The following is an 18,934-nucleotide window of genomic DNA, read 5'->3' on the forward strand; positions in this document are numbered from 1 at the left end:
CGCTGTGTCACGGTGCCGAGATCATTGACACGGGCAAGATCAATGACAGCAAAAAGCGGCGGTATATCCACAAACGTCAGACAAAAAAAATGCCCGGAGACCGGGCATTCTTTTTTGCGTAGGCCAAAGCTTACAAGTTGTAGCCACGCTCGTTGTGTTGCGCAAGATCCAGACCGACAGACTCTTCCTCGTCGGTGACGCGCAGACCCATCACCGCATCCAGCACCTTGAGGATGATGAAGGTCACGATTGCGGTGTAGACAACGGTGAACGCGACGCCCTTGAACTGAATCCAGACCTGAGCACCGATGTCGGTCACGGTGCCGAAGCCGCCCAGTGCAGGTGCTGCGAACACACCGGTCAGGATGGCGCCGACGATACCGCCGATGCCGTGAACGCCGAACGCATCCAGGGAGTCGTCGTAGCCCAGCTTGCGCTTGAGGCTGGTCGCGCAGAAGAAGCAGATCACGCCTGCTGCCAGACCGATGATCAGCGCGCCCATCGGGCCGACGGTACCGGCCGCAGGGGTAACGGCAACCAGGCCGGCAACCACACCAGAGGCAATACCCAGAGCACTTGGCTTACCGTGAGTCAGCCACTCGGCAAACATCCAGCCCAATGCGGCGGCCGCGGTAGCGATTTGAGTGACCAGCATGGCCATACCGGCAGTACCGTTGGCCGCAGCGGCGGAACCGGCGTTGAAGCCGAACCAGCCGACCCAGAGCATCGCTGCGCCGATCAGGGTGTAACCCAGGTTGTGCGGCGCCATCGGCGTGGTCGGGAAGCCTTTGCGCTTGCCCAGTACCAGGCACGCTACCAGACCGGCTACACCGGCGTTGATATGTACGACGGTACCGCCAGCGAAGTCCAGAACGCCCCAGTCCCACAACAGGCCACCGACGCCGCCCCAGACCATGTGGGCGATTGGCGCGTAGACCAGAGTGAACCAGATACCCATGAACACCAGCATCGCGGAGAACTTCATGCGTTCTGCGAAGGCGCCGACAATCAGGGCAGGGGTGATGATCGCGAAGGTCATCTGGAAGGTGACGAACACCGCCTCAGGGAACAACGCAGCAGGACCGGTAATGCTTGCCGGCGTGATGCCTGCCAGGAACGCTTTACCCATACCGCCAAAGAAGGAATTGAAGTTGACGACGCCCGCTTCCATACCGGTTGTGTCAAACGCGATGCTGTAGCCGTAGATGACCCACAGGATGCTGATCAGACCGGTGATGGCGAAGCACTGCATCATCACCGACAGAATGTTCTTGGAACGAACCATGCCGCCGTAGAACAGCGCGAGACCGGGGATGGTCATGAACAGGACCAGAGCGGTCGAGGTCAGCATCCATGCAGTGTCGCCAGAGTTCAGCACCGGCTCGGCCACTGGATCAGCCGCCAGGGCAAGACCAGGTAATGCGAGGGACAACAGGGCACCGAGCCCTGCGAATTGACGCAGAGTCATATTGTTTTCTCCTGGGGCGTTGGGTTTGGCGGCTTAAATAGCGTCTGTATCGGTCTCGCCGGTACGGATGCGGATGGCCTGTTCCAGATTGACCACGAAAATCTTGCCGTCACCGATCTTGCCAGTGTTGGCGGCCTTGGTTATGGCTTCGATGACACGATCCAGATCCTTGTCATCGATGGCGACATCGATCTTCACTTTGGGAAGGAAGTCGACGACGTATTCAGCACCGCGATAAAGCTCAGTGTGACCCTTCTGACGCCCGAAGCCTTTGACTTCAGTGACGGTGATGCCCTGCACGCCGATTTCAGACAACGACTCGCGAACGTCATCCAGTTTGAACGGCTTGATGATGGCAGTGACTAGCTTCATGAAAACTTTCTCCCGAATTTGGTGGACTTGCCCCAGGAAAACAAACCCGACTCAAGTCTAAGCGCAGTGTCTGGCTTTGTAACGTGTCGGCCGCCTGATCAGGCCAGACCCACTCCAGAAAACCGCTTCTGACGAAACACTTCCCCGCTCCGCCTGCCGCACTGCATTCGTCACAGCGACTGCATCAGTGCATGGGTCATAAGCCACTAAGCAGAAAGCTTGCCATCTCGCGAATATTCATTGAATACAGGCTCTTGGGCTGGTTTTGCACAACCTTGCAGGGTCTATCATGGAGCTAATGCACAGCAATGGTGCTCATGTGCCCGTCACTGCGCTCCATAAGCGTGCATTGCGCCCTCGGGATTGACTATAGACACTGCGTGTTACACTGCCGCCCTCTGATTCAGGAAAATAACCATGCTCGCGCCCAAAGCCTTTCTCGACGCTCTCAGCGGCCACGCCTCTCGCCTGTTCAATGGCGAAACGCCTGTATCGCGCAACGAATTCGAAACCCAGTTCAAGGCCCTGCTGCAAAGCGGCTTCAGCAAACTGGATCTGGTCAGCCGTGAAGAGTTCGACAGCCAGATGGCCGTCCTCGCCCGCACCCGCGCCCGCCTGGAAGCGCTGGAGGCCAAGATGGCCGAGCTGGAAGAGAAGGCTGGCGGGGCCGCAGGGACTGAAAAAGCCGAATAAGGGTTTCCTTGTTTTACTCAGTGCGCTGCAGCGCTGAACGTTGTCATGCACAACGGGGCAGGCACCTGACCTGCTCGCGAAGCGAGATGCTCAAACGTGTACTGGCGTTCGCGTCGCAGCCATGAATCGCTCCGGATTTCAGTGATACAGTTGCGCGCCGAAATACGCTAACGTCTCGGCGCGCCAGTCATGGGCTGGCCACTCCTCCCGGCTATTCGAACGTTCTATGGATGGAAGCATGACTGACAAACGTCCCCTTATTCACTGCTCCCTGGCCGCAACCCTGTGGTTGTGTGTCGGCACGTCGGTTTTCGCTCAGGACACGGCACTGCATTCCGGCAAGTACGAGCAGTTGATGCTGGCCGTGACGCCTGATCATCAGGTCGAGGGTTATTACTCGGAGACGCGCGGCGAGGCGTTCAGCTGTGCGTTCTATCTGCAAGGCAAGGTCGAGACCGGGAAGGGCGCAGCGGTGTCGTCCTGGCTGGATGACGTCTACCCGGGAACACTAAAGGCCTCGGCTGATGGCGTGGTGCTGACGATCGAGCAAGGCCGGCAGCACCCCGGCTGCATGAACGTGATGGCGCCGGACATCGCCACCGGCCTGGATCTGACCCGGACCGCCAGCAAGCAGTGGGTCGGTCTGCTGACTGTCACCGCGGACAAGGCCTGGCTGCAAAAAACACCGAATGCCAAAGCCACCCGAGGCGCCTATATCGTCAAGGATGATGTCGTCGGGGTTTTGGCATTCAAGGATGGCGCGGCTCAGGTCGAGTTCATCAATGCCGATGATCGCTCGTTTACCGGGTGGATCAGTCAGGACCAATATGCGCGGTTGGCCGCGCCCGGCCGCTGATGTCGGACGGGGAGGTCAGCCAATCTGCCGCACTCGGCTGAGATCTGTCGAGGGCGGGCAGCCAAACTGGCGGCTGTACTCCCTGCTGAATTGCGAAGGGCTTTCATAGCCGACGCGATAGCAGGCGCTGGAGGCGTCCAGGCCTTCATTGATGATCAGCCGTCGAGCTTCTTGCAGGCGCAGCTTTTTCTGGTACTGCAACGGGCTCATGGCGGTCAGCGCCTTGAATCGGTGGTGCAGCGTCGAATTGCCCAGGTTGGCCAGGCGCGCCAGCTCGTCGATGCGCAGCGGCTCGGTGTAATGACTGTTCAGCCAGTCGACCGCCCGCGTAACGCGATGCGTCTGCGAATCCCCGACCGCGATTTCGTAGAGTCGCCGCCCATTGTTGCCGCGCAGCAGCCGGTAGTAGAGCTCCCGAAGTGCAAGGGGCGCGAGCATGCCGATGTCCCGGGGCGTGTCGAGCAGGCGCACCAGCCGCAACACCGTCTCCAGCAATGGCTGATCCATTGGCTCAAGAAACAGGCCCCGCTGCGGCTCGTCCGGAACGCCGTTCAATGGCGCCTCTGCAATGAGCTGGGCAATGTGCGCAGGCTCGAAATCCAGACGAATACACAGATAGGGCGCCTCGCCACTCGCTTCCAGCACGCGCCCGGCGACCGGCACCGTCACCGCGACGATCAGGTAGTTGAGCGGATCGTACACATACTGCTCATCGCCCAGCGCAACCTCCTTGCGACCTTGAACGATCACGCAAAGGGCTGGCCGATGCAGCGCATGAATCAGCTCGGACGGCGCATCGCAGCGGATAACGTGCAGCGGCGCAATAGCGGTTTCATAAACACCGGGTGCCGCAAAGCGCTGCGTCAGCAACTGGATGATTTCAGCCCGGCAAACATCGGTGCCCGGAGCGCTCGCAGCATTCTGTGTACCCATGAAGAACCCCGTCCCAAGTCAGTGTTGCTGTACGCCCATCCTTTGCATCGAACGCCATCATAGCGGCCATTGTGCAGTGATTCAGCGTGCTGCAGACCCACAGACAGGAATAGGCAAGTGTCGCGCAGGTATCGGCATGCACGCAGTGATCAGCGACTCGTAGCATGGCCATCGCAATCAGTTTGAGCCGCACGCTGAAACTGAGCCAACGATGACTTCACGAGGAAAGCCAGTCATGTCGAACATTCAAGGCAAGGTTGTACTGATCACAGGTGCCAGCAGCGGCATTGGCGAAGCTGCCGCCCGACTCATCGCCGCCAAGGGCGCACACGTGGTACTGGGCGCTCGGCGCAGCGAGCGTCTGCAGACGCTGGCGGCAGACATCGAAGCGCAGGGCGGCTCGGCACGCTTCCGCGCGCTGGACGTGACCGATGCGCTCGACATGCAAGCCTTTGCCGACTTCGCCACACATGAGTTCGGCAAGATCGACGTGATCATCAACAACGCCGGCATCATGCCCCTGTCGCCGCTCGCCGCGCTGAAAATCGCAGAGTGGAACCAGATGCTCGACGTCAACGTGCGCGGCGTACTGCACGGCATCGCCGCCGTGCTGCCGAGCATGCAAGCGCAAGGGCATGGCCAGATCATCAACATCTCGTCCATCGGCGGCCTCGCCGTTTCCCCGACCGCCGCAGTGTACTGCGCCACCAAATTCGCTGTTCGCGCCATCTCCGACGGCCTTCGGCAAGAAACCGACAAAATCCGCGTCACCGTCGTCTGCCCCGGCGTGGTCGAATCAGAACTGGCCGACTCGATTTCCGACGAGACCGCGCGTGACGCGATGAAAGCGTTTCGAAAGGTTGCGCTGGAGCCGGATGCGATCGCACGTGCGCTTGTTTACGCGATCGAGCAGCCGGACGGGGTGGATGTGAGCGAGATTGTGGTGCGGCCTACGGGGAGTGCTTATTGAGACCGGTAATGAGGACTACCACTTCCAGGCCCTTTCGGTGAACTCGGCCGTTGGGGGGAGCGCGCCGCGGAGAAACGCGAGGTATTTGTTGAACAGGACCTCGTGCTGGAAGCGGGCCTCGAAGCCAAGTGTGACGTCGGTGCGGTGCGTGATGATCATGAGGCGCTTTCGGTCGACGGTGACGAAGTTGTACTCGGCCCATGGCAGGCTTTGTTCATGGTGGATGGGGTTTTCCCAGTTCAGCAGCTTGATCGCTGCGATAAAGGCCATGGCCACGGGGCCGATCAGGAACAGCAGCGAGCCGGTGAAGAGTGCTACAAAAACGAATATCAGGATGACGGCTATGGCGATGCCCTTGAAAAGGGATGAGGCGAAGTCGGGGTAGTGGAGGTAGTACTCTACGAGGGCGTGGTGGGTGGTGATGGTGTAGTTGTAGATAGTTTTTTGGCGGATGAGCAGTGTGACGAAGTACAAATAATTTCCGATAAAAAGCAGGGTTAATATGAATAACCAGTGCGGCTCCTGAGTGAACGCCTCCCACCACACCCAAACGTTGAATATGAACATGGCTATATGTCCTAGGCCTAAAAGAAGCTGCATTCGCATAACTTCTTTTTTGTGAGATGCGATAGTTTTTATTGTCCAGTTAAGGATGTCTACTTCTGCATAAGAATCGTTGGTTATAATAGGAGCTATCAATCTAGAGTTATTCTCCTTAGGTAAGGTCTCTTGCTGGGGAATGGGTTCTTTGCTAAGCATGCTATTACTCTGCGATTTCCAGTGTCATGAAGCCGAGTCGGTTTGAAATTTTAACTTCAAGATCGGTTGCTGACGAGCCTTCGAAAGATGTATGTCCTTGAGTGTCCAGTTCTATTTGGAACAGATAGCCCGTATCCTCTACGCCGGTACGTATTAAATTCTCGGGATACCAAATTTGCAGCTCCAAGTAACGTGCATCCTGTTCTAGCGGCACCCAGGTCTCCCAAATAACATCTTCACCCTCAGGTGGCATCAATGGAAATGTGAAGTCTTTATGAGCATGTTCTATACGCTTTTCGGTCAGCACTTCGAACTGGCTGGTGGCCCTGAACTGTCCTCTATCCAAGAAGTCCTGATATATCTGTTGGTCTATTTTATTTACTGGCATTATGCCCCAAGGACGCTTGCTGCTGATAACGTTGAAATTTACTGAGCGTCCGCGCAATATATTTGGTAAGCGAAGTTGTATGCCTGCACCGTTTTGAATCGTCGCGCTAAAATAGTCACCTTTACCCAAATATCGATCTTCATAATGTGTGGTGCTTTTAACATGAAGTTGTGGGCCTAGCTGTATCTCAAGCAAGTTACGAATCTCGTCGTAATGACCCTGAGGGGTTTCTGGGTGGCGATATTGAGGCGTTCTGGACCAGCAGCATTTTCGTAGCCACCAGCCGACACGATCTTGCTTGAAATAATTTAACGCCATCGTTGCTAAAAGATAGATTGTACCTGTAACGAGTAGAGCGAAACTAAACCAAGGACTCATGACTAATATAGTCAGCTTGCTTGCAGGAGAAATGCCCACTAGCAATTGAGCCAGCGAGCCCAACCCCATCGCAGAGGCAGCAAAGCCTTTTATAATAGTCGCGTTTTTTTCTGCCGAAGTTTCCAGTTTGTTCCAGTCATCGCGAATATCTATTACCTCTAACATTACCGCCGCTACCCCAAACGCCCCCATCGCCACCATCGAAACCCTGAACCCACGTATGGCATCACCCCATACGAGATTTCCCTTTGCCCTCCAATAACCCGCAGAGCGATCCAGAATCCCGACATTCTTGCCATCGATCAGCACCGGCTTCGTATCCCTGATAACCGCCCACGGTGCTTCAACAAACACCGCCATCAACAGGTTAAAGCTATACCCCAATCCATACGTCACCTTGCCAATATCCTTGGTGCTGAAGTTTCCGTCTCGAGTAAGGTCGCGATAGGTAAAGGCGGTGTTGATGAAGTTGAGCATGATCACGCCCCAGGTGATCGAGCCGGCAATCCCTCCCAGTCCATCGAGCCAGCGCCTGGCGCTGCTCAGCCAGTCTTTGGTGATGGCTTTGCCGGACTGGACGTGCAGGCGAATCTCATCCTGCAACTGCTTGGCGTATTGGTTGTTCTGATAGTCGAGCAGGGCGGGCATGCTCAGTTCGTGCAGGCGAAGCTTTTGCTCGAGCGCGCGCAGGTGGCTGGCGATGCTTTTACGGGGGTTGTAAGCGGTTGGGTAGAGCCAGCTGCGGCGGGTGTCGCTGATCTGTTTGTTGAGTACCTGCCACTCACTGACCCAGGTTTTCAGCTTCGCGAGCATGTTGTGATCGATCGCGATACGCGCCTTAGAATCGAGCAAAATCTGGCCAATCAACAGCGTGCGAATCAGTGCAACGATGTTCTGCTGCTTGCCCACCGCCATGCGGCTGTCGATGGGCACCCAGGCCAGCAGGATGCTTTCGAACGTCGCCTTGCCTGCGCTGCTGGCCAGTTGGCCGAGGGCTTTGAAGGTGTCCTGAACGGGTTGTTTCAGCGCCTTCATCCACGGCTTGTCGGCAAAACCCTGGTGATTGAGCGTGCCGTTGAGTTCGCCGATGCGGGCGGCCAGGTTGGTGATGTCGCCGAGGCCGTTCAGCAGCGCGTTGGCCTCCTGATGCAGCGCGTGTTTGAGCGCCGGTGAGAAGCCGTAGCGCAACGTGCCAAACAGGCTGCTGTCGTTGGTTTCCTGTTCGGCGAGCCAGGCGCTGGCGGCGTTGTCCTGAGCGTAAATGATCTGCAGGTTGAGCATGAGCGTTTGCAGGTACAGCAGGCTTTCAGGGTGAGAGGTGTCGATAAACAGCTTGAGCGGTTCTGTACCCAGATGAGTCGACCATTGCCGGAAATCGCTTTGCGTGTCACGCACCTGTTGCAGAAGTGTGTCGCCGGTTGGCAGGTGCTGCTGAAGGTACGCACGGGCACCACTCAGATCGACCTCGCGAAGCCATTTGTGGCGATCTTTCCAGGCTTGCAGGGCCTGGTCGGAGGGCGCGCTGCCGTATCGCATTTCAATCGATTTGCGCATATCCAGGCTCTTGAACATGTCCGGCATCAGCAGAAAATCGCCGGGAACGTTACTGCCGCTGATCTGCGCTTCCTCAAGGATGCACTGCTCGAAGTAAGCTTCGAGCTCGCCCAGATACTGGTGAGTGAGCGCGGCATTGCCGCGTACCGATGCCGGCAGTTTCTCCGGTTCACTTTCAGCGCCACATAGCGTGGTGACGGTCTGGGCAATCTGGATCTTGTGTTCGTGTTCGGCTTGCCAGTTGCGGTAAGCGGCCTGATCGGCGGCCAGTTGCATGCCCAGATCATTGAAAATGGCCAGTGGATCATCAAGAGCAATGAGCAGGGAGCTGTCCTGATCTTCAACGCTGCCCTGCCAGAAAACGTCAGCGCCGATTGGTGAAAACAGCGGATCGGCTTCCTCGCTGGAGGCCTTGGATGTAGGAATCGCCGAGTCTGCAAAGCGGTCATCATCGACCACATACTCGTTGTCGATGTCCGCCACCGCTTCGGCGATACAGTTCAACGGCAAGGTATCCGGCTCGGCCATGGTTATGCAGTAGCGTTTCAGATCCAGCGCTTTCATCCATGAATCGCGGCTTGCCGGGTTCGAACGCAGGTGTTCGCAGATTCGCCAGGACCACTGCTGCGCTGAAAAGGCGATGCGCAGCAGGTTGTTTCGCGGATAGAGCAGAAAAGGCTTGGCATCGCTGCCGCCACTGCGCTGGTCACTGCCAAGCTGCGCATCGGTCCAGACAATACGGCTCAGGTTGCCTGTGGCGGCTGACACCGCGTACTCATGCAACGTCTCGGCTGTTTCGTCGTAGACATACACATAACCGTCATACAGCTGGCGAAGGGTATAGCTGCGTGTTTTCAGTTTCGGCATAACCGCCCAGCGGCTGCCCTCGAGTAGCGGTTTCAGCTTCTCGGGCGCGGTATCGTAGCGGGAGCGGTCCAGCGCGTAGCGCACTGGCACGATGGCAACGTCAGGGCCGCGGAAAGGGCACAGGCTGGTGGCCGTGGCGGGTGTCTTGGCGAACGTTGCAGCACGTCGTTGAGTATGGGTGCCGGATTTGTCGGTCATGCATGGAATCTCTGCGCAGAAACGGGCGATATCGCCCGCTGTATGCAGAGCTGCATTCCAAGATATGTGCCGACTGTCTATTTATCGATATAAAACAAAGAGATAGAGATTTAAAGCAAAGATATCGAGCAAAAAAAGCATGAAATAGTGCGCAAACATCTGCGCACATGCGCTGACTCGTTAATGTGTGCCGCATCGCTTTGAATATAGGGCTTTGCTGGTTAAGCCCCGGCCATCGGATGCGCAAAAATTTGCGCATCTATGTTTTGCATGCAGCCTTTAGCCGACTAAGTGTCGTGCCTGTCGACCCCACTCACACCCTGTATCCATTCCCCCCTCACCCCCACCCCGCAAATAAAGCACGATACCCGCCCATCGCTCATATCAAGGAATGATCCATGTCGCTGGCTATCGTCCATAGTCGTGCCCAGGTCGGGGTGGAAGCCCCTGCGGTTACTGTTGAAGCGCATCTGGCCAACGGCCTGCCGGCTCTGACGCTGGTGGGGTTGCCGGAGGGGGCGGTCAAGGAGAGCAAGGACCGGGTGCGCAGTGCCATTCTCAATTCCGGGCTGGATTTTCCGGCGCGGCGCATCACGCTCAATCTTGCGCCGGCTGATTTGCCCAAGGATGGCGGGCGGTTCGATCTGGCGATTGCGCTGGGGTTGCTGGCCGCCAGCGGGCAGGTGCCGCTGGTTGCGTTGCAGGATGTTGAGTGCCTGGGCGAGTTGGCGTTGTCGGGGGCGATTCGACCGATTCAGGGGGTGCTGCCTGCTGCGCTGGCGGCGCGTGCAGCGGAACGGACGCTGATCATTCCGGCGGTGAACGCCGAGGAAGCCTGCCTGGCGTCGGGGCTGCGGGTGATTGCGGTGAGTCACTTGCTGGAGCTGGTCGCGCATTTCAACGGGCGCACGGTGATTGCGCCGTATCAATCCAGTGGTCTGCTGCATCAGCCCAAGCCGTATCCGGATTTAAGCGAAGTGCAGGGCCAGACCGCCGCAAAGCGTGCCTTGGTGATTGCTGCCGCCGGGGCGCATAACCTGCTGTTCAGCGGGCCGCCCGGCACCGGTAAGACGCTGCTTGCCAGTCGCCTGCCGGGTTTGTTGCCGCCGCTGGATGAGCACGAAGCGTTGGAGGTGGCGGCGATTCAGTCGGTTGCCAGTCAGGTGCCGCTGACCAGTTGGCCGCAGCGGCCGTTTCGGCAGCCGCATCACTCGGCGTCGGGGCCTGCGTTGGTGGGTGGTGGCAGTCGTCCGCAACCTGGCGAGATCACGTTGGCGCATCACGGCGTTTTATTCCTGGACGAGCTGCCGGAGTTTGATCGCCGCGTGCTGGAGGTTTTACGTGAGCCGCTGGAGTCCGGGCATATCGTGATTTCCCGGGCGCGGGATCGCGTGCGCTTTCCGGCGCGGTTCCAGTTGGTGGCGGCGATGAACCCGTGTCCCTGTGGCTATCTCGGTGAGCCGACCGGGCGCTGCCGTTGTTCCACCGAGCAGGTGCAGCGCTATCGCAACAAGTTGTCCGGCCCGCTGCTGGACCGGATCGACCTGCACCTGACCGTCGCCCGCGAAGCCACCGCCCTCAACCCTGACCCGACCACCAGTGAAAACACTGCCAGTGCCGCAGCCGTGGTCGCTGAGGCGAGAGACCGTCAGCAACGTCGTCAGGGCTGTGCCAATGCGTTTCTCGATCTGCCGGGGCTGCGCGAGTATTGCGCGCTGTCCAGTGTCGATGAAAGCTGGCTGGAGACGGCGTGCGAGCGTCTGACCCTGTCGTTACGGTCGGCGCATCGGTTGCTGAAGGTGGCGCGAACCCTGGCGGATCTGGAGCAGGTGGACGCGATCAACCGCAGTCATCTGGCCGAGGCACTGCAGTATCGGCCTTCAACCAATTGATGGCCGCAAACGCAAAAACTCGCCGTCAACGATCAAGTCGACGGCGAGTCCTGGGACAGCTAAAGACGCTTACATGCTGCTATAGAACGGGAAGATGCCCATCAGCAGTGCGGCAACCAGGATGCACATGCACACCAGAATCGCCCATTTCAGGGTGAAGCGCTGGTGGTCACCGAACTCGATACCGGCCAGTGCCACCAGCAGGTAGGTCGAAGGCACCAACGGGCTGAGCAGGTGGACCGGCTGACCGACGATCGACGCACGGGCCATTTCCACCGGGCTGATGCCGTAGTGGGCAGCTGCTTCGGACAGCACTGGCAGTACGCCGTAGTAGAACGCATCGTTGGACATGAAGAAGGTGAACGGCATGCTCACCAGCGCGGTGATCACCGCGAGGTACGGGCCCAGCGCGTCAGGGATCACGGCCAGCAGGCTTTTCGACATCGCGTCGACCATGCCGGTGCCGGACAGGATGCCGGTGAAGATGCCCGCAGCGAAGATCAGGCCGACCACCGCCAGCACGCTACCGGCGTGGGCCGATACGCGGTCCTTCTGGTCCTGCAGGTTCGGGTAGTTGATGATCATCGCGATACTGAACGCGATCATGAACAGGACCGGCAGGGGCAGCAGGCCCATGATCAGGGCCACCATCAGGGTCAGGGTCAGGGCAGCGTTGAACCAGATCAGCTTTGGACGGCGCGCATCAGGGAATTGCGAGACGCTGATTTCGCTGTGGTCGACTTCATCGCCCTGCAGGTGCAGTTCACCCAGTCGGGCACGTTCGCGCTTGCCGTAGAAATAGGCAATCGCCAGGATCGCGATCACACCTGCCAGCATGGCCGGGATCATCGGCACGAAGATATCGGAGGCGTCGACATGCAGGGCACTGGCCGCACGAGCGGTCGGGCCGCCCCAGGGCGTCATGTTCATCACGCCGCCGGCCAGAATGATCAGGCCGGCCATGATGCGCGGGCTCATGCCGATGCGGCTGTACAGCGGCAGCATGGCGGCAACGCAGATCATGTAGGTGGTCGCGCCGTCACCGTCGAGGGACACCACCAGCGCCAGTACGGCGGTGCCGACCGAAATGCGCATCGGGTCGCCCTTGACCATTTTCAGGATCTTGCGCACGGCCGGGTCGAACAGGCCGGAGTCGATCATCAGCGCAAAGTACAGAATGGCGAACATCAGCATCACGCCGGTCGGCGCCAGCTTGGTGATACCTGCCAGCATCATCGGGCCGATCTGCGACGCGAAGCCACCGAACAGGGCGAAGATGATCGGAACCAGGATCAGGGCGATCAGCGCAGTCAGGCGCTTGCTCATGATCAGGTACATGAACGCAATAACCATGGCAAAGCCAAGGAAAGTCAGCATGGGAATACTCCAGACGTAATACGGCTACAGAACGTGAAATGAACGAGTCAGCTCAGCAGATCGGTACGTGGAGTGGGGGCGCAAGGAGAGTGTGGAACGAGAAGTCAGGAAGCATCGGAATCACCATTATTGTTGTTAATTGGGCCTGAAACACCTCGGAATCCGTTCCTGGCTAACCGGTCTTTTTGCCGGAAGTGGACTGATGCTAATTGGCCAAGCTTTCACCGAGCTTTCATTCGGCAGTTGCGGGAATTTTATTGTCACAGGGTTTATGGGCATGAACAGGAGAGGCACGGATGAGCGAGATACACTCGGGTGGCTGCCATTGCGGCGGGCTGCGTTAGCAATCGGCTTCCCTGGCTACGCCTGGATGAGCACCTGCCAGGGGTTGAAGGCGAGCCTTTCTGAGGTTCGAGGGGAGAGTGCCAAGGTCGGAGCCTTCGGCACTATTCGTACGTTACATCCGCAGGTTACTTGCTGAACTGCGACGCCAGTTCGCGCAGCAGCACTTCGGCCTCGAGCACTTTTTTCACCGATTCGTTGGCTTTTTCGCGCGTCAGGCCCAGGCGTTCGAACAATTCGTCCGGGATATCCTGTTCGGGACCGGAGCCGATACCGTTGGCACGCAGCAGGCGCACCGCCAGATAGACCAGGTTGGCATAGACGTGATGCTCACCCTTGTAGTGAGGGTCGTGCTGGAAACGCAATGCGATGGCGAGCTCATCCGGCATGTCCCAGTAGCGCATCAGCCAGGCCCCGATCTGCTCGCGGCTGATACCCAGCAGGTGCTGCTCGATGAAGCTGTGGTGCAAATGCGGGTTCACTTCCAGCTGGCGGCAAATCAGGGTGAAGTGCGGTGGAAACACGTGCGCCAGCAGCAGGTAGCCGAAGTTGTGCAGCAAGCCGGCGAGGTAGCTCAGGCCACCCTCCGGCCGGCTGGCGCGCGGAATGGCACGGGTCAGGCCTTCGATGACGGCAGCGGTGTAGATGGACTGTTGCCAGTACGGCGTGGTCTGTTGTGGCTGATCCTTGGGCAGGCTCAGGGTTTTGCCCAGTGCGAGCCCCAGTGCCAGATTGATCACCAGATCGAAGCCCAGTACACGGACGATTGCGTCTTCGACCGAACGAATCTTGCCGGTCGACGCGTAATACGGCGAAGCGGCCCAGCTGACGACTTGAGCAGCCAGTGCGGGATCGGTTTCGACGACGCCGGTGATGTCATCGATGGTTGCATCGGGGTCGACACGCAGTTTGATGATTTTCTGCGCAGTGCCAGCCAGCGGCGGAATCTCCAGAGTCGCTTCCAGACGCTGCTGGATGCGGCGCGCCGTGAAGGCATGCATGGCCTGAGTGATTTCTGCAGGATCGTCGTCAGGACGATCGAGGTTCGGCCGGATCGCCGCCACAGACTGACCAAAGTGCGCGGCGCTGGCCTTGCTCAGCATGCCCTTGAAGTCCTCGCTGCTGATTTCCAGCAGAACACCAGGCTCGCCCGAACCCACCAGCAGTGTTGGCTCCTGAAGCAGGCGCTCGTCGTAAAGGCAGGGTGAGCTGGTCAGCGCCGGGAGACCTGGCAGTACGCGCAGGTTGTGCTTGGTCAGCATGCGCGCCAGCCGCTCGTGCGGCACGGCGGTCAGTTGGCGACCGGTCAGCTCGGTAATGCGGGAGAGGTCGAGCAACTGGCTTTGCGGAAACAGGATAAGCAACGCACCGACAGCATCCTCGACCAGCACGGCCTGCACCTTGCGCGCTGGAGGGAGGTTCTTTTCGTCCACGACTTCGTTGTAGCTGATAGCCAACTTTTCAAGCAACTGCCGGATTACCACCGGCGCATGGTGCGGATCATTGACGTGGGCGACTTCTGTCATGAGCTATGTCCAAATTCCTACATTTTCTGAAGTATAACCACGTTATTCGATTTGGGTCGCACGCGGTTTGCAAAGCATAGTCTGCATCACACCTGGCCATACTGCTGGCCATGACGCAGCCACCTGTCGAGCAGTGGGCTGACGTGTTGCGGCCAGCGCTCCAACAAGGCCTGAGCCGCGTCGCGTACGGCCGGTAGCAGGTCTGCGTCGCGCATCAGGTCGGCGACCTTGAATTGCAGAAGGCCCGTTTGTCGGGTGCCGAGCATTTCGCCGGGGCCACGCAGTTCAAGGTCTTTTTCGGCGATGACGAAACCATCGTTGGTTTCGCGCATGATGCCCAGGCGCTGCCGTCCGATCTGTGAAAGCGGCGGATGGTAGAGCAGCACACAATGACTCACCGCGCTGCCGCGCCCGACGCGGCCGCGCAACTGGTGCAATTGCGCCAGGCCGAGGCGCTCGGGGTTCTCGATGATCATCAGACTGGAGTTCGGCACGTCGACACCGACTTCGATGACCGTCGTTGCCACCAGCAATTGCAGCGCACCTTGCTTGAACTCGGCCATGATCGCGGCCTTTTCTGCAGGCTTCATGCGCCCGTGAATCAGCCCGACGCGCACGTCACCCAACGCGCTGCTCAACTCTTCGTAGGTGGTTTCAGCGGCCTTGCAGGTCAGCTCTTCGGATTCTTCGATCAGCGTGCACACCCAGTAGGCCTGGCGCCCTTCTGCGCAGGCGGCGCGCACCCGCTCCACGACTTCCAGGCGGCGACTGTCGGCAACCAGCACGGTATTGACTGGCGTCCGCCCCGGCGGCAGTTCGTCGAGGATCGAAGTGTCCAGGTCGGCGTAGGCACTCATGGCCAGCGTGCGCGGGATCGGTGTGGCGGTCATGATCAACTGATGCGGGCACATCAGACCGCCAACGCCCTTTTTGCGCAGCGCCAGGCGTTGCTGAACGCCGAACCGGTGCTGCTCGTCGATGATCACCAGTGCCAGGTTCTTGAACTGCACTTCGTCCTGAAACAGCGCATGGGTGCCGACCACCATGGGTGTGCCGCCGGCGATCTGCTCCAGAGACGCGACGCGCGCCTTGCCTTTGAGCTTGCCCGCCAGCCATGCCACACCCACGCCCAGGGGCTCAAGCCAGCGCTGGAAGTTGATGTAGTGCTGCTCGGCGAGAATCTCGGTGGGCGCCATCAGCGCCACTTGATAACCCGCTTCCAGTGCCTGCAATGCAGCCAGCGCAGCAACCACGGTCTTGCCCGACCCTACGTCGCCCTGAATCAGCCGCAGCATCGGCTCAGGCTGACTCAGGTCATAGGCGACTTCCTTGCCGACACGCTGCTGCGCGCCGGTGGGGGCAAAGCCGAGGTTGGCGAGAAACTGTTTCGGCAGTTTTTTCGCAACGGGCAATGCCGGTGCGCGCTGTGACCGCAGGCTTTCACGCAGGCGTTGCTGGGAAAGCTGGTGAGTCAGCAGTTCTTCGAAAGCCAGTCGGTGCTGCGCCCAATGATGCCCGAGGGCCAGCTCCTCCACGTCGGCATCGGCCGGCGGGTGATGCAGGTAACGGATCGCATCATCCAGCGGGGCCAGCTGATAATCGCGGGCCAGCTCTTCAGGCAGCCAGTCCGGCAGACTTTTGGGGCCGAGCATCGCCAGGCTTTGCTGGCACAGCTGGCGCAGACGCTGTTGGGTCAGGCCTTCGGTCGTCGGGTAGATCGGCGTGAGGGTCTGTTCGACGGGCGCGGGCTCATCACCGGTAATCGCCCGATATTCCGGGTGATAGATCTCCAGTCCGGAAGCACCCGGGCGCGCTTCGCCGAAGCAACGCAGGTGCGTGCCACGCTTCATGCTTTCTTTCTGGGCGTTGCTGAAATGGTAGAAGCGCAGGCTGACGACCCCGGTGCCGTCGCCCAGCCGCACCAGCAGGCTGCGACGCTTGCCCATCACCACATCGGCACCGCTGACCACGCCTTCGATAACGGCATCCTGACCGGGACGCAGCGCACCGATCGGTACGATGCGCGTGCGGTCCTGATAACGCAGCGGCAGATGGAACAACACGTCCTGCAGGGTTTCCAGGCCGACCTTGGCCAGCTTTTCTGCCATCGCTTCGCCGACACCCTTGAGCGCCGTGACCGAGACCCTGGAAAGCTCGCTCATTTCTGTTCTGCCTAGCTAGCGACTGTTTTCGGACGTGCCACCGAGCACAGACGTGCAGAGTCAGCGAGGATTTCGATGGCTTTGGGTCTCGGGAAGCTTGCACGCCAGGCGATGGCGACCGTGCGGAAAGGCACGGGCGGCGTCAGCGGGCGGACTTCGATCACGCCGGGTGCGTAATGGTGGCTGTCGACTGCCGACAGCGGCAGGATCGAAATGCCCAGCCCGGAGGCGACCATGTGCCGAATGGTTTCCAGCGAGCTGGATTCTACTGTCGTGTGCTTGGCACCTTCGTTGCCTTTGCCCAGCGTCGGGCAGGCTTCCAGGACCTGATCACGGAAGCAGTGACCTTCGCCCAGCAATAGCAGGCTCTTGTCGTTGAGCGCCGAGGCATCGATGGTCTCTTTCTGAGTCCAGGGATGGTCGGCCGGCATCAGCACAGAGAACGGTTCGTCGTAAAGCGGCAGGGTCAGCACGTCGGCTTCGTTGAACGGCAAGGCAATGATGACGGCATCCAGCTCACCGTTACGCAGCTTGTCGCGCAGCACATGCGTGAAGTTTTCTTCGATGTACAACGGCATCTGCGGGGCGACCCGGTGCAGTTGTGGGATCAGGTGAGGAAACAGGTAAGGACCGACGGTGTAGATCGCGCCGACTTTCAGCGGGGCGGTCAGCTGGTTCTTGCCGGCCTGGGCCAGCTCGCGGATACCCTGGGCCTGCTCCAGCACTTTCTGCGCCTGCGCCACGATGCCTTCACCGACCGGTGTCAGGCGCACAGCACTTTTGCTGCGCTCGAAAATGAGCACACCGAGTTCGTCTTCGAGTTTTTTGACACCCACCGACAGCGTTGGCTGGCTGACATGGCAGCGTTCCGCTGCATGGCCAAAGTGCTGCTCCTGGGCGAGCGTAACGATGTAGCGCAATTCTGTAAGAGTCATAACGTGCGTCCATGAAGTTGCGACCCCAGCATAGCGGGTGCGATCGATAGACGCACGTTATCAGAAGTACTTATGGGTAACAAAAGTACAATTCAGCGTTTATCCAGCGAATAAACGAACGGTGCGAGGATTTCGATGGTGCCGTTGTTGAGGATTTCCTTCGGCGGCTTGGGCAACGGTTGAGCGCGACGGATCATTTCCATGGTCGCTCGATCCAGCGCCGGGCTGCCTGAACTGTTGGCAATCGAGTAGGAAAGCACGTTGCCGTCAGCGTCCACCACGAAGCGCAAGCGAGCAACACCCTGCATGCCACGACGGCGTGCATCCTCAGGGTACTTCTTGTACTTGCTCAGATGACCGAGCAAATCGCCCTGCCAATTCGGCAATGCGTTGCTGGGTGGCGAAGGTGCAGGAGCAGGCTTGGGAGCCACCGGCTTTGCCGGTTGCGCCGTGGTCGGCGGTGTATCGACCGGCTTTTCGTCGGCAGGCTTTTCCTTGGGCGGCTCAGGCTTCTTCTGCGGCTTTGGCGGCTGCGGTTTGGGCTTGGGCTTCTCGACCTTCTTGGGCACGACGATTTCCGGCTTCGGCGCCTGCACGACTTCCGGCACCGGTGTCGGCTCCTCCGGGGCTGGCGGCGGGGGCGGCTGAACGACCTTGGGCGGTGGCGGTGGAGCGGGTTCGGGCACTGGCGCAAGTTCGACCATCATGGCGGCCGGTGGCAATTCGACAGGCTGCGGGGCAGGCCAGCGAACGGCAACAATGATTGCGATGGCGTGCACGGCCAGCACCAACAACAGACTACCGCTATAGCGCGTCAGTTTTTGGCGCGTACTGATCATTTCTTACCAGCCGTCTCAAGACCTACCAGACCGACCTTCAGGTAACCCGCACCCCGAAGCGTGTTCATGACCTCCATCAGATCACCGTAATCCACGCCCTTGTCGGCCTGGAAGAAGATCGTGGTGTCTTTCTTGCCCTTGGTGCGGGCGTCCAGCACCTGGCCGATCTGCTCGCGGGCAACCTTCTCTTCGCCCAGGTACAGGCTCTTGTCGGTTTTCACGCTGAGAAAGATCGGCTTCTCGGGTCTGGGCTGCGGTGTGGCGGTAGACGCTGGCAGATCGACTTTGATGTCTACGGTCGCCAGCGGCGCAGCCACCATGAAGATGATCAGCAGCACCAGCATGACGTCGATGAACGGCGTCACGTTGATTTCATGGTTCTCGGCGAGATCGTCGCCGCCTTCGTTAAGATGCAGGCCCACGTG

At 59.3% G+C, this 18,934-nt stretch carries 15 protein-coding genes; 4 read left to right on the top strand and 11 right to left on the bottom strand.

Annotated elements, in window-relative coordinates; translation table 11 throughout:
- Positions 1-130: 130 nt before the first annotated feature.
- Together QRN50_RS03655 and glnK are read right to left on the bottom strand one after the other, a co-directional pair.
- Positions 131-1,468 (bottom strand): ammonium transporter, encoded by a 1,338-nt coding sequence (locus tag QRN50_RS03655; protein WP_096103700.1) that lies wholly within the window; start codon positions 1,466-1,468, stop codon positions 131-133.
- A 33-nt stretch (positions 1,469-1,501) separates the two neighbouring features.
- Positions 1,502-1,840, bottom strand: a complete 339-nt coding sequence (gene glnK, locus QRN50_RS03660) for a P-II family nitrogen regulator (protein ID WP_002555808.1) — start codon at positions 1,838-1,840, stop codon at positions 1,502-1,504.
- 417 nt (positions 1,841-2,257) lie between these two features.
- Between glnK and QRN50_RS03665 the strand changes: the two genes are divergently transcribed.
- Complete coding sequence (locus tag QRN50_RS03665; protein WP_003401798.1) at positions 2,258-2,533, top strand: accessory factor UbiK family protein; 276 nt, start codon at positions 2,258-2,260, stop codon at positions 2,531-2,533.
- Between the two features lie 238 nt (positions 2,534-2,771).
- The gene (locus QRN50_RS03670; RefSeq protein ID WP_032657549.1) at positions 2,772-3,389 is read left to right on the top strand and encodes a hypothetical protein; all 618 of its coding nucleotides are present in this window, start codon (positions 2,772-2,774) and stop codon (positions 3,387-3,389) included.
- A 15-nt stretch (positions 3,390-3,404) separates the two neighbouring features.
- Here the strand turns inward: QRN50_RS03670 and QRN50_RS03675 are convergent, their stop codons facing one another.
- Positions 3,405-4,322 carry an AraC family transcriptional regulator gene (locus QRN50_RS03675; RefSeq protein WP_096126893.1) on the bottom strand — a complete coding sequence of 306 codons (918 nt, stop codon included), beginning with the start codon at positions 4,320-4,322 and terminating at the stop codon, positions 3,405-3,407.
- Between the two features lie 235 nt (positions 4,323-4,557).
- On the opposite strand from QRN50_RS03675, the gene QRN50_RS03680 reads away from it, so the two are divergent.
- Positions 4,558-5,292: an SDR family oxidoreductase gene (locus QRN50_RS03680; protein ID WP_096126892.1), complete on the top strand. Its 735-nt coding sequence runs from the start codon at positions 4,558-4,560 to the stop codon at positions 5,290-5,292.
- A gap of 15 nt (positions 5,293-5,307) precedes the next feature.
- Here QRN50_RS03680 and QRN50_RS03685 read toward each other — a convergent pair whose 3' ends face one another.
- A complete protein-coding gene (locus QRN50_RS03685; protein WP_239986814.1) occupies positions 5,308-6,051 on the bottom strand; it encodes a permease in 744 nt (247 codons plus the stop codon).
- Between the two features lie 4 nt (positions 6,052-6,055).
- Positions 6,056-9,436 (bottom strand): toxin VasX, encoded by a 3,381-nt coding sequence (locus tag QRN50_RS03690; RefSeq protein ID WP_285427497.1) that lies wholly within the window; start codon positions 9,434-9,436, stop codon positions 6,056-6,058.
- Between the two features lie 398 nt (positions 9,437-9,834).
- Here QRN50_RS03690 and QRN50_RS03695 point away from each other — a divergent pair, with 398 nt between their 5' ends.
- A complete protein-coding gene (locus QRN50_RS03695) occupies positions 9,835-11,328 on the top strand; it encodes a YifB family Mg chelatase-like AAA ATPase (protein ID WP_003413980.1) in 1,494 nt (497 codons plus the stop codon).
- A 69-nt stretch (positions 11,329-11,397) separates the two neighbouring features.
- Here the strand turns inward: QRN50_RS03695 and QRN50_RS03700 are convergent, their stop codons facing one another.
- The 6 genes from QRN50_RS03700 to exbD all read right to left on the bottom strand — a co-directional run bounded on the left by QRN50_RS03700 (position 11,398) and on the right by exbD (position 18,931).
- On the bottom strand, positions 11,398-12,705 hold the full coding sequence (locus tag QRN50_RS03700) for a CitMHS family transporter (RefSeq protein ID WP_003313973.1): 1,308 nt from the start codon (positions 12,703-12,705) through the stop codon (positions 11,398-11,400).
- Positions 12,706-13,175: 470 nt separating this feature from the next.
- A complete protein-coding gene (locus QRN50_RS03705; RefSeq protein ID WP_011266253.1) occupies positions 13,176-14,573 on the bottom strand; it encodes an aminoacyl-tRNA deacylase and HDOD domain-containing protein in 1,398 nt (465 codons plus the stop codon).
- A gap of 86 nt (positions 14,574-14,659) precedes the next feature.
- Positions 14,660-16,735, bottom strand: a complete 2,076-nt coding sequence (gene recG, locus QRN50_RS03710; RefSeq protein ID WP_003425918.1) for an ATP-dependent DNA helicase RecG — start codon at positions 16,733-16,735, stop codon at positions 14,660-14,662.
- Positions 16,736-16,746: 11 nt separating this feature from the next.
- Positions 16,747-17,670, bottom strand: a complete 924-nt coding sequence (locus QRN50_RS03715; RefSeq protein ID WP_002551493.1) for a hydrogen peroxide-inducible genes activator — start codon at positions 17,668-17,670, stop codon at positions 16,747-16,749.
- A 92-nt stretch (positions 17,671-17,762) separates the two neighbouring features.
- A complete protein-coding gene (locus QRN50_RS03720) occupies positions 17,763-18,509 on the bottom strand; it encodes an energy transducer TonB (protein ID WP_003404009.1) in 747 nt (248 codons plus the stop codon).
- Positions 18,506-18,931 carry a TonB system transport protein ExbD gene (exbD, locus tag QRN50_RS03725; protein WP_002551495.1) on the bottom strand — a complete coding sequence of 142 codons (426 nt, stop codon included), beginning with the start codon at positions 18,929-18,931 and terminating at the stop codon, positions 18,506-18,508. Before exbD ends, QRN50_RS03720 begins: the two co-directional genes overlap by 4 nt.
- Positions 18,932-18,934: the final 3 nt, after the last annotated feature.

This window comes from Pseudomonas sp. MEJ108, assembly GCF_030208985.1.
Classification (GTDB): domain Bacteria; phylum Pseudomonadota; class Gammaproteobacteria; order Pseudomonadales; family Pseudomonadaceae; genus Aquipseudomonas; species Aquipseudomonas fragariae.